General features: G+C 43.8%; 6 protein-coding genes. All 6 read right to left on the bottom strand.

Translation table 11 applies throughout. From position 1 onward, the window contains the following. Positions 1–2,356: hypothetical protein (locus tag PHP87_RS06520; RefSeq protein WP_299919787.1), on the bottom strand; the 2,356-nt coding region annotated here is incomplete at its 3' end. 18 nt (positions 2,357–2,374) lie between these two features. After that, positions 2,375–5,308 carry a DUF499 domain-containing protein gene (locus tag PHP87_RS06515; RefSeq protein WP_299919786.1) on the bottom strand — a complete coding sequence of 978 codons (2,934 nt, stop codon included), beginning with the start codon at positions 5,306–5,308 and terminating at the stop codon, positions 2,375–2,377. Between the two features lie 268 nt (positions 5,309–5,576). Continuing rightward, a complete protein-coding gene (locus PHP87_RS06510; protein WP_299919784.1) occupies positions 5,577–6,338 on the bottom strand; it encodes a DUF3800 domain-containing protein in 762 nt (253 codons plus the stop codon). Between the two features lie 48 nt (positions 6,339–6,386). Then, a complete protein-coding gene (locus PHP87_RS06505) occupies positions 6,387–9,428 on the bottom strand; it encodes a DUF1156 domain-containing protein (RefSeq protein WP_299919789.1) in 3,042 nt (1,013 codons plus the stop codon). 12 nt (positions 9,429–9,440) lie between these two features. Further along, on the bottom strand, positions 9,441–12,884 hold the full coding sequence (locus PHP87_RS06500) for a DUF3883 domain-containing protein (protein WP_299919783.1): 3,444 nt from the start codon (positions 12,882–12,884) through the stop codon (positions 9,441–9,443). Positions 12,885–12,886: 2 nt separating this feature from the next. Further along, positions 12,887–13,103: hypothetical protein (locus PHP87_RS06495; RefSeq protein ID WP_299919782.1), on the bottom strand; the 217-nt coding region annotated here is incomplete at its 5' end.

Raw genomic sequence — 13,103 nt, 5'->3', positions numbered from 1 at the left:
TATTGCCCTGACCTGAAGCCCGATAGTCACTTATAAGTTTCTTACTTTCAAATAACCGATTAAGATCATTTTTCCAAGATGAAAAAATGAGGCTATGTGGTGATAATTCGGGAATGGATTGTCTAATACTATTAAGATCATTAAGATATCTTGCGGCTTGAGTTGGATCTGAATAACTAGTAAGAAAATATGAATCCCAACATGTTTTAAATGGATGCCATAACTCATGGATTTCATGCAATTCTGAATAAATAAGTGCATATCCACTCAGTTCCATCAAATCAGCTATTGGTTCTGTGGCAAATATCAATGAAGAAGTGGGCTCCTTCCACTCAGCCGTTTTTTTCCGTAAAACCTCATTGGCTTGGAGAGCAGACAAGAAGAATGCTGGTATTAGAGCTTTGACTGTTTCAGTATCAGGAACCTTAAGCGCCTGGTATATTGCCAAGCAAATTATATGATAGGTTTGCCCAAAAAGATCGGGTATTTTCCCCTCCTGACTTGACTCAACAAGCACAGGAAGACATCGCGCCAGTATTATGTAAATATCCTTTTCCAAATTACTTATTTGAGTTTTTAATTCTTCCCAATTCCATTTAGGCCAAGATAATTCTTTCCTAATATAGTATTCGTCAATCGTATTGCTCAATATCGGCCAAATTCCAACATGATGGTATGACTTCCTACACCATTCTAACCCTCGATGTCCGAGCACGGTACACGCTGCATATTGTTTTCTTTGATATAATAATTCTGTTTTTCTTTTATAAAACTCTACAGCCATGGCAACTAAATCACTAGTATTCTCGTCCACGAGTTCTGCAAAGCGTCCAACAATCAATTGATTCAGGTACCAACTTGGGCTTATTATTTGTCCCTCAACAGATTTTTCGAATTTTAGGTGGTCAAAAACATATTCTAATCGGTCTATCATCCTGTATGGGAATTTAGTTTCGTAAGCCCCCTTTGAGGAATTCCAATTGACTGATGCCATCAGCTTATGAAATGCGTTTTTTGTATCTGTACCAAATTCATTTACGAAGCCAAGTAGAGGAGAAATATATAAAAGCCCATAACAATCAATAAATGCCATCCAAAATACATCAGAAATAACATTATCTTTCCCGTTAAAACTTATTTGTTCAATATACTCATTAATAATGACATCCACTGCTTTTAACAGTTTTATTGCTAGCTTAATCTCAAGCTTATGACCTAACTCTTCTAGCAGGAGGTTAATAGTATCTAAGACTAAATATGCATTTTCCAAATCATCTCGTTTCAGATATTCTTTGAGAGCAAATAAAATTACATCAAAAACATGTTTTTCTAACCAATAATTGTCCGATTTTAATTTGGGCTGCAAGGCTGTGGATGTCTGTAATGCAATCCCTAATTCACTTGAGTTTGCTAAAAACCAATCTGGGTGTTCATAGCGCTGGTGAAACCAATAGCTGTCGGAAGGTATTCGTGCTTTGTAATTTTGGTAATTGATCAGTAAATAAATACTACGTTTTAAAGCATCTAACAACGATATTTCCTGGGCTTGTTGAGATATAACACCGAAATTAACCAAAACCGCAAACGTATCAATTGCCTGTTTTGCCTGATTATGATAATGAGCTTGAAAACTCATGTCCTTCCATGCAAATCCATTAATAGTGGCTGACTTTATGGCTTTATTAATATCATAAAAAACTGTATTAGCCAGTTGAGCTGGGTCAAAAAAAGAGAAAACCCTGGTTCCAAGCAGGGTAAAGCAATATATAGAATAGCAACATAACAGTGTTACAAAAACAGTGTTTATTATCCCTGGTACTCCACCTAATGAAATATAACAAAGTAAAATTATTGAATAAACCGTAAGAAACGATAGTATTTGTATATAATGATTACCTGCCTTCTCCCTTAAGAAAACTTTTAGAAGAGTTCCCGGATGTGTAGAATATACACCGCTGACAAGACTGCTAATTGCAGCAAAATAAAGGCCAAGGAATAAGCCAGTTATAGCTGCAATTACACCAAAAAGAGTATCGTACGGGAAAGACTGACCAACCCGCGCAAACTGGAGGATATTTGTGAGAGTTGCAAATGATTGGAAACTGCTCTTTAATAAATGTTCTAGTAGTTCTAATATTATTACTACGGCTATTGAACTACAGACTTTCCATGCAATCCCGCGCGCTAATGCCTTCGTGATAGATGTTTGTTCATTTATATCTTGAAGCCTTTGCTTTGAGGAAAAAGATACTCTCATTAGTTTAAATTTAAGTTTGCTCGCCAACTGACGTAATCGCCAATAATTAGGTGATCTCTGCCACCTAACCAATAGGTTCAATTTACCCACCCCATCCATTCCGCGGTTACCTAGATTTTATTCAAAACTAATATCATCACCCAATCCCAGTTCCCGCAGGGCACTTTTGGTCTCTTCGATTTTCTGTTCCGACAAACCACCGTTGGGTTCTACATGGATACTCACATTAATCTTTAACCCTTGGCCGGCAGCAAACCTGGCCAGCACTTTACTATAAAAATTCATCCATTTTTGAGCTGGTAAATCCCCGCTCCAATGCAATCGAGAAACTTTATCCGGTTTTATCGGCGGATAGATTGGTGGTGGATTAGGCGGCTCCGGCCCACTTGGTTTAGTAATAGAAACATTAGCATTTGTATGAACTTTATTTGCACTTACCTTGACTACAAACGCTCCCTGGTCATCACCAGCAGTATAAACCCCTTGCTCATCAATGGTACCACCCGTTGAAGTCCAACCCAGATCTTTAGCCTCAAAGGAACGACCCAGCTGATCATAGCCTTCAGCCACAAAGGTTTGTTTTTCTCCAGGTTTCATTCTCACCTGACCAGGATTAATTTTTAGCGTAGTCAATGCTGGTGGTTCTTTATGTTTCTCGGCTTCCTCGGCCTTGATAATATACATGTCTTCAGATATTTCGATATCGCTTTCCGCCAATGCCTCACCATAGTAAAAAGGCTTATACTGGCCATCAACCGATTTACCCACATAGGCAATGACCTTATTGGCCACTCCTTTGGCGATACCATCTTTAATTATATTTTGGTTCAAGATACGCGGAAATTGCGGAGATGCAAAAAACATATCCCGCACCGATTTTATACTCCATTCGGTAAATGCTGGTGGCCAGTTACGCACCAAGAATGCCGCACTTATACCATCGGTAATATCGCCATCCTGCATAAGACGATTTAGGATTAATTGCAGCATTGAGGTAGCGGAACTTGAATGAATTAAGCCCATATCCACCAGCCTCATTTTATTGTCCTTGCCCAGTAAAGCCAGGTTCTTATAGCTGCGCCATACGCTCTCTTTAAGATCACGCTGGGCTTGCTGCAGGTTGGTTTCCAATTCTTTAACCTGGCTTTCATCCAATCTAAGGCTTTCCTTTTCTTTTTTTATGTCCTCCCAAGCCAGTAATTTGCGGGCTTCCTCTTTCATAGCTGTATCGGAATCCGCTATCGCCCATATAATTGCGCTCTTAAATGTTCTGGCTGAATTGCCGTAGGAGCGCGTCATTTCATCTATTACATTAATTGTCTTTTTGTCCTGTAATGATATTTCGGGGTCCACTACCGCAATTGTTAATGCGGCGCGGTCCGCAACCGCACTGCTTTTAGCCGGAAAATATGCTCTTTCTATTCCGTTCCCATCGGCAAAGACCTTTTCCACCTGGCCGCGAACCTTTTCCTTGATCTGCTCGTCCTTAATATTAGCCCTACGGTCCGCCAAAAGTTTAATTAAATTGGGCTTTATCCCAAAGCGGTAACGATTACGCTCGGTTGACAGGTAATAACAGTTGCTGGTCAGGTTATCCAATACAGTTTCTACATTGGCTATATCCTGTTCCGGATCACTTACCGCCAGCCGTATCTCTGGAATGGTCGCCTGGGCATTGGCCATCCCCCCGTTAGATTCGAAGAAAATACTGGTAGCTACCTTGCGATGCAAACGCGCCTTTTTGATAGCCTCCACGGATTCCTTGTCCAAACGCAAAGCATGTGCATCCTTTTTTCCACAGATATCGGTTGTAACCGCACCGATTAATTTACTCTCCCCCAATTGCTCGAATACTGCCGCCTGAAAAAGCGGATCATCCAAGGGAGCGGTTCCCAAGCCGACCAAGTGATCTCTATGCGCACCCTTGAAACCTTCCTGATAAGTCTTTGATACCCACAAAGCCAAAAGCCTAAGTATTCCTCTGGTTTGTTGGAAGCGCGGCAACACTTGCCATTTGCGTTCAAAAACGGATAAGACCGAAGGGTGAAAAGGGTAACTTGCCAAAAAAGCCTCGCGCGGATCAGTTGCAAACCAATCCGGCAATTGTTTGCGATTATCTAAAATCCAATCCGCGTATTCCGCACACACCTTCCGGCCCTCATCCGGGAGCCCACCCCATTCAAACAAACGGCGCCTAATGATCTCAGCCGTTTCTGATTCCGCCGACATAAATATGGCTTTGCCTATGCGATCCAGCAGTTTTTTAAAGCGGTCATAATCAGACTGGTCCTCGGCTGTCATCTCCAGCTCTGAAGCCGGGATGGATACTGCCAACACCACGTTTTTCATCCCGCGCACGGTTTCCGAAAGGTTTTGCAAAAAATCATAGAATTGACTAGCCAGGCCACTCTTTCGGTTGCGGCTTACATGATTCATCAACTCGTCCATAAGAATAAGACAGGGAGTTTCAGGAAGTATCTTACGAATAACATCGCCGGCCGGGGCAATCTCCCTACGGTCATGTTCAGCCACTGCCGCAAAGGCCTCTTCCCCACCCAGTTGGAAAGCAATCTCACCCCAGGGCGTCTTGCGGTTGGGTGTACCGTCATCGCCCCCGCGCCCGCTGATAGAATCAAACTCGGTCCCTACAAAGACCGCTACTGCAGCCCGGGGCACCGTATTAATGCCGGCTTTCTCCAATATGCGGCGCACACCGATTAGATTATCGGCCTCCGGTCCGCTATGGGCCAGGTGATAAAGGACGCTCAAAGCATGGGTTTTCCCACCGCCGAACTGGGTTGCCATATTGAAAACCGCTGAGGTCTCGGTTGTTATACCCGATAGCCGTCGCACCGTCTCAGCTGCCAGCACTATTAAATTCTGTGTTAAGTAAGTGCGTTCAAAAAAACGTCGCGGATCCTGGTAATCAACCGGTGCCCGTCCATCCCGAATCTGGTCCAAGTGAACCGCAAACTCCGATGCATCCAGAGGCCTGCCTTCACGTAGGTCTTCCCGCGGTGTTACGACTTTGTACCATGGTTTTAAGGCCATCTCTCTACCCCCTGCCATATATTTGTTCTGATGATTTGCTCAATAATATTGCTATAATTGTAATAAAAAAGCCGCCCGCTGATGGACGACTAAACTCCTTTAGAGCCTTTATCTATTTCGCTGCAAAAAAATACAGACCCTGAGAAGAAGGATCCCACGCCATCATTCGCAAGCGAATCTGACGCTGCCACTATACAGTGACCTTCCATTAACCTCACGCTAGTCTGTAATATTATTATACCACCGAATAACATAATGTAAACACCTTTCAGTTTATGGTCCTTAACCAATTATATCTTTCGCGCATCCGCTCCAATTCACCACTGTGGGGAAATAATTTTAACCCATAGCTGAACAAATTCTGGTTACGCCGATACAAGAAGGGTAAGAACCTGAGGAGATATGACTCTTCAACATTGCCGTACTCGTCTTCTTCCAACGCAGCAAAAACCGAGCTTACCAGGATATCAGCTACTTGTAGATTTTTGGATTGACTCTTGTTCAATGCCTCCCATTTTTGTAAAACTCCACTTTTTATTTTACAACCGGGATACGCCATTGTTTTCTTAATATAATCATTTAATTCCTCATAGGAAGTATTGCTTCGGTGTTCGAATATAAGATTGCAGATACCATTATAATCATTGACCAGCCACGAAACTCTTTCCAACAATAAGCGGGTCGCGAAATTATACAGCAGTTGCTTCTCTGCCTTCTGTGCCTTAACCACATTATCGTAAATCTCTTGCTTGTCAATTCCTACAGCAATGAAACGGAATAAACCAGTTTTAGTTATTTCATTAATAACTGCCTTACGTTTTTTATGGCTGAGATTCTGAAAATGCAGCGGTCTCAACATCTTATCAGCAGGTACCGACAACAAGTCGGCCTTAATGGAATTGATATTTCGACTAACGATCAAGTCATTACTGGCTCTGACAACAAGTGCTCCCAGCACAAACCATTTGGAGCTTACCCATTGGCCTTGCTTAATCCTAAAGCCTTCATCACCGGATTCGTCAATATACACATTAAAAATTTCCTTGCCGTCACCCAACTCATCATCGCCCCTAGATGTTTATAACCCCAATCCTTTCTTGCGCGCCAGGACTCCATCCACCCAACGTTTTTCATCACTAGCTGGAGGATAAAGTGCCGATAAAGCCTGGGCCAGTTTCCAGAAACGCTGGTCATGACCGATGCCGTCTTCCACCAGGAAACGCTTCAAGGCTTCAGCGCGACCGGTAGCAAAAAGCAACATACTCTGGTGGACCCGGTCCAGTACCGTTGTTCCCGCCAGAGGAGTTCCGACCTGACGCATACCCGGTTCAACGGGGGAATCTCCCTTTTCAAAATCCTCGGTTAGATCAAACAGACTGGGTTGGGCTTGTTTAGCTTTGGCTTTTTTCTTTACTGCCACTGGTTCTTCTGTCTTTCCAAAAAGATACCGGGCTCGATCCTCCACCGGCAATAATCGTGCAGTATCGCCCTTGATTTCCACAATAGAATTCAGTTTATCCAGGTGAGCACCCAGGCCCTGGGCAATTTTGCGGGCGGTATCATACTCCAGCAGGTACCCACTCGATTTTGTTTTACTGGCTGGTTTTTCATCATTTGACGACTCATCTTCACTTGGATCATCACGATTAAGCGCAACCGTTACTTTTGAATCCAGATCATCCTTGCCTTGCGCAGTTGATAATGTCCATAGCCATATCGCTGTCAGGCGGCTATCCTCTTCAAAACCGGAGGCGTCGGCTTCGCTAAAAACCACGCTCAAAGCTTCGCGGGATATGGCAGCCCAGACATGTTCCATATATTCCCGTAATGAAACCAGATCTCCATTGGGCTTTTCCACAACGGAATAACGGGAAAAAACCTCTAACGCAGGTCCCAGGCATGCAAATATAGCATCGGCCCCTACTACCCCGTTTTCTGCCAAACGCGGCATCCATTCGTGAATTCTTTTGGGTAACTCTTGTAAAACATCTCGCCAGTCACCGATTAAATCTGTACGCAAGGAACCATCAGGATTCTCACGAGGACGACAGACTAAATGGATTGAAGAAGCCAAGGAAGCAGTGCCCTGCGCATTCATTCTAGTACCCATTTCGGTATCAATAGGCCAACTGGCGGTAACAATCCAGCCCGCATCAACCATTGCCTGGAGTTGGGCTTCCCAACCTTCAGTTGATTTATGCGCAAAGACAACCACACCAATTCCATCAGGCATTACAATTCGTCTTCCTTCAGCAAGCGAACACGCCATACCCGATTCAAAATATTCTTTTGTTTTATGTGCATACGGACCACGGAATCTTTTAGACAACTGAACAATTTCATCTTCAGTATTGACTAGCTGGGTAGAAAATAGGCTCGGGTATTTGTTACCTATGCTACGTTTCAACCATACATAAAAAAAATCCGATAAATCTCCGTATGCTATAGCATCGTAATATGGTGGATCAGTAAAGAAACATTGAGCAAAATCATTAGGCAAAGGATGATTTTGCGACAATGACATAATTGCATCACCATTACATTCTAAGATTTTTAAAACTGATTCGGTATGACATACTTGATACACCCAATCGATAGCACCCTTAAGAGACCCTGTTGCTGTGGAAAACGGATTAGCCTCACAAAAATCCCATACCATAGGTAAAGCTTGTCGAGAAAATACCCCTTCAATTTTTTCGCCTACTTTATTCCAACGTGACAACGAAGTTTCTGTATTTGCGTGTCTATCTACTGCAAAGGCAAGGCATGTTTGACATGCCAAAACATAATCAGTGTTGTTATCTTCAACCTTCTCTTCTAACAACTTTATTAATTTTACTAAAGTTGTCAGAGTAAGAAGCTGCCTCTGTGTAAAAATATCTCCCCAAGTAGTGTGACCGTACAAAACGGAAGAACTCAGTGCTCCTGAAGCTGTTTCATCTGGATACGGTTCATTGGGAACCAAACTGAGTTCCCCCTTATATTCTGCACTTTGCCGCTCTAGTTCTTGATGAGCTTTTTTCACCGCATCCATGTCATGAGTATTAGGTAAGCGATAAAATCTGCCCTGTTGTCCTGGATGAGCGGTAACCACACAAAATAGTCTGGCGTCATTAGCTCCTCCATGCCGTTCTTTAAGTTGCCTCCGTATGGAAGCTGCTGGTGTGGTATATCCACAAACAGGGCAGGTAGCAGAACCACGTTTTACAGTCCCTTCGCCAACCTCTCGGGCTTTGATATTCTCTACTATTTCAAAATCAACCTTTTTCTCTCTGTGATTGGGAATCATTTTTACAGCAATTGAACGATTTTTCTTTTTAGCAAGCCAGGGAGAGCTCATTAATGGAACTTCAGTTCCGCATCCAGGACCTTCACAGCATATCGTGCGTACCCACAGATAAGCAATAGGGGTAGCTCCGCAAGAGTCCTTAGGATAAAATTCAGCAAGTTGTTTCTCCGCTTCTTTCTTAATCCATTCTCCCCATTTCCGCACTTCCTCAGCCAGTTCTTCACCGTAACGGGGAATATATTTGAGCACTACCTTATTAAGTAAAACTGCCACCGGGTTAAGGTCAGAAGCAAACGCATCCGCCCCTACCCGAAGAGCCTCCAGGGGAATAGAACCGCCACCTGCAAAAGAATCTACTACCATCGGACGGGTTCCAGCTATACCACCCAGGCTCTCATGAGCTACCTGAGTTAAGTGGCGGCTGGTTTCTAAAAATTGAGCATCAGTTGAGTTATCCCAGTTAGAAAAGTCAGCTATAAAGTCCAACAAGGCTTTTCGCAATTCCAGGTCATCCGCAAGCAATCTCTGATCTTTCTGTATTTTCACAAAGCGATTAAAGCTCTCCGTACTCAAAAGTGTAATATGCTTTTTGGCCCATGTTACCATTTCTTCTCGGGCAACTTCTCTGAACTCATCAGGACACAGCGGGTCAACAGGATCAGGCCACAAGGAGGCGCAGAGCACCGCCCGGCAGGCAGCCAGAGGCCGCCTTGCCCACCATATATGTAATGTCGAAATATGTCCGTGGCGAATACTCTTTTCCCTTCGCGCGTGAGCTGAAATTCTTTTGATTGTCAAGTCTACTTCGATTAGTCTTTTACAATACTGCATTTCCTCACTCACTTATTTAGCCTCCAATATTTCCTTTGCTCCTACGTGATAGTGTTCGATCTTTACTATAGGCTGCCATCCTAAACGGGCCGGGTTTTGTATAGGATAGACCTGGGGTTCAGTGGCACAATTGAATACCACATAAAGCCAGTAATCATCTCTTAGTCTCTCGGCTGTTTTATATTCATTGCTGGTCAAGGCAATCTCACCTACTCCGGCCCGGCCTTTGACCTCGATAAATCGCACATCCACGGCGGTTTCCGGATCTTCAGCGTGGGGTTTGCGAGAAATTAAATCAAAGCCCCGGTTTTCCTTCTCAACCGAAACCGGATTCCACCCCCGGGCCTGCTCGTACTCCATGGCTTTCTTAATGGCTATAGCTTCAATTTCATCGTCCCTTACCATAGGGGCCATCTGGGGTGTTTTGCGTTCGGGATGAGGTAAAACCCAGGCTCTGCCATAATGAATAATGTCCCCTATAGTGCAGGATTTTTCTCTGGCTAATTCCTGCAAACGCCTTTCCAAACGTTCGTTTAATTCATCCAATCTATCTTCAGTTGTTTTAATATTGGCAGCCAGCAATGGATTGGGATCATCATCATCCTGTAGTTGATAAAGTTCGATCATGCGAAGCTGCTGCCGGTTAATCAGTTCATTAAGGCTTATCTGCAGGTGTTCGCTAATGATCTGGGTTTCTTTTTCACGTTGCCGGCTAACCTCCTCCAATAATGGTTGTAAGGCTTCAACCAGCAAATGTTGTTCTATGCTATCCCGCCCTGGCAAATTATCATATTGGGGAAGTTCTAATTTTGCCGTATCATCTTTTCCTATATCAGCGATCAAGTCCAAAAATATGGTAGGCTGCCGCACTGCCATTTGACAATCCATCATGGTTTCAACCACAAATAGTCGCCTGTGAACCACATTGCCCAATCCATCTTTGATTGAAGCTGAATATACATCCAGACAAGCCGGGGCTTCGCGGTGCAGATCATAAAAAACAGATCCATGCTTCAGGTCTTCCTGAACCTGCTGCAAAACATATTCCCTTACGGTTTCGAATAAGGGATGGCCTGGTGTAACCCATTCCAGGGTAGGATCCTTTTTTAATAGGTCTTTATTAAAACATATTTGCTTATACTCATGTCCCAACTTGCCAAAACGTGGTTCAAGCAATTCGCCAATCTGCCATAGATTGCGGGGCACCCTACCCGAACGATAGATATGCTCGCCCTTGCGAATTGCTTTAGCGGGAACACCACTGATTTTACTGGCACCTAAAAAGAAATCCTCAATTACTTCAGGGACCAGACGACGCTCCCGGGCTTCTGCCGACTTGCCGATGATAGCTAATAAATTGAGTTCCTTTTTGGCCAATCCTTCCAGAGCTGAATGAGTAATATTCTTAAATCGTTCTGTATCAACCTCTTTTATTATCCGATCCTTAATAACATCCTCGGTAGTATTGCGCGTGTACATATTGCGAACCATTTTCTCTAATTCGTTGGCCGGGAAAATGTCACCCAGAACATTGAAAACTTTTCCGGTGCGTTTGGGATCAAGATCATCCTCGATTTTGCGGATGCGTTCAAAAAGCTTGTTTAAAACCCTGCCTTCACGGGTATTGGTAGATACAAAATTGAGAATCAAACAATCTTTTTCCTGTCCGTAGCGATGGATGCGGCCCATCCGCTGTTCCAGCCGCACCGGATTCCAAGGGATATCATAATTAATCATAAACCAGCAAAACTGCAGGTTTATACCTTCACCAGCGGCTTCGGTAGCTACCATTATCTGACAGTCCTCTTTGAATTCCCGTTCTGCAAAAATCCTGGTACCGGGAGTATCGCGATCACCAATCTTCATGCCGCCATGAATCTGAGTCACAGTTAAACCCCAATCTTGTAGTTTCCCTACCAGATAAGTTAGGGTATCTTTATGCTCGGTAAAAATAAGGAGTTTCATCTTTGGGTCATCAAAGAAGCCATGCTTAATAAGGGTGTTTTTTAACATAATAAGTTTGCTTTCGGTCTCTCTTCTCTCCAAGTCACAGGCCTTATCTATTAAGCGGCCCAACTGTATTATCTCCTCTTGCAATGCGGCTGGGTCAACCGAGGCCACTATCTCTTCCAGTTTCTCAATGATATCCGCTTGTTCGTCTTCGGGCAGGTCATCAAAATCCTCAGGGAGTTTTTTATTTAATTGTTGTTGGCGATATCCTTCGGGATCAGCCAGGATCTGTTCACGCTTTAACCGCATTCTTTCCAAGGTTCTGCGTACCGCATAAATACTGGAAGCAAATCTTCGCTGCAGCATAGCCATGGTAAACCCCAAAGCTCTGCCTCGGGCTGAATCATCCTGGGCTGCTTTGATAGATTGATCTTCCACATAACGGGTTAAAGCTTCATAAAAATCCATCTCATCAAGATCGATTTGAAACTCCGCAGTCTGCACGTTGCGTTTGGTAAAAAGCGTCATGATCTCTCCGGTATCTGGATTAGGAAAAGTAACCAGAGCTTCTTTCACCCGGCGCAGATAAAACGGCGCATTCTGCTTGCCCATGGCTTCTTCCAGGCTTTTTACATCCCCATATACATCCTTGTCCAGGAGTTCTAGAAAGAGACAAAAATTAGTTGGGTCGCCTTTATGCGGAGTTGCGGTCATAAGCAGATAATGGTCGGTCATTGCTGATAAAGCTTCCCCTAGTTTGTAAGCCAGGGTCTTTTTGTCAGCACTATAGGCACTCATTTTATGAGCTTCATCAACTATGATTAGATCCCAGTGACTTCGCAATAAGCTTTCATTTGCATCTTCAATACGGGATACCCAGGATATCGAGGTTATCACCTGGTTCTTGTCCTGCCAGGGGTTGGCGCCATAATTGGCCCGCAAGACATCTCCCCGGATTACTTCAAAGTTTTCCCGAAAACGATCTTTCATTTCACGTTGCCATTGAAAAGACAGGTTGGCTGGAGTTACAATCAGAACCCGTTTAATGATACCGCGAATCTTCAGTTCCTTAATTAACAAGCCTGCCATAATAGTTTTACCGGCTCCCGGGTCATCAGCCAGCAGGAACCGTATGCGAGGCAGTCTCAGGAAATAATCGTAAACCGCTTCCAATTGGTGTGGCAGCGGATCAACACGAGCAATCGAAAGCGAAAAGTATGGATCATATTCATAGGCTAGTCCCAAACGCATAGCCTCAATCCCGAGACGAAATCTCTTTGCATCACCATCGAAAGGTTCTTTATCTGGTGTTATATCTAATTCGTTTAATTGCGCCAAGGATAAAATATTATCATAAGCCTGGTTTGTATTTAGCCCCTTGCCAAATATTTTGACTGAATCAGCAACAGGTATAGCCATTATGATTTGAATTGCTTCAGGAAATATAGAACCCCGTATTACCACGTTTGGCTGAAGTTGCTGCAAAAATGTATTTATATCACTCATGCTTAACCAAACCTCTCTTTGATTTTATCTATTATTACCGACCCCACCGCCACCATCCGGTAATAGAGGATTATGTAGCCCTCCGGGTTCGCTTCGCCTACATAATCTCGTATTACCCGAAGGTGGCTGGACCGGTTCGCTATCGCTCCACCCGTTCCCGGTCTTACGGCATCAAACCACCTTTTGCCCGCTCGGGCTGCTTCCGCCACTGCCCGGTCC

Source organism: Syntrophomonas sp. (assembly GCF_028707975.1).
Classification (GTDB): Bacteria; Bacillota; Syntrophomonadia; order Syntrophomonadales; family Syntrophomonadaceae; genus Syntrophomonas.
The sequence above is the reverse complement of the archived record's forward strand: the minus strand, read 5'-3'. Positions and strand labels throughout refer to the sequence as shown.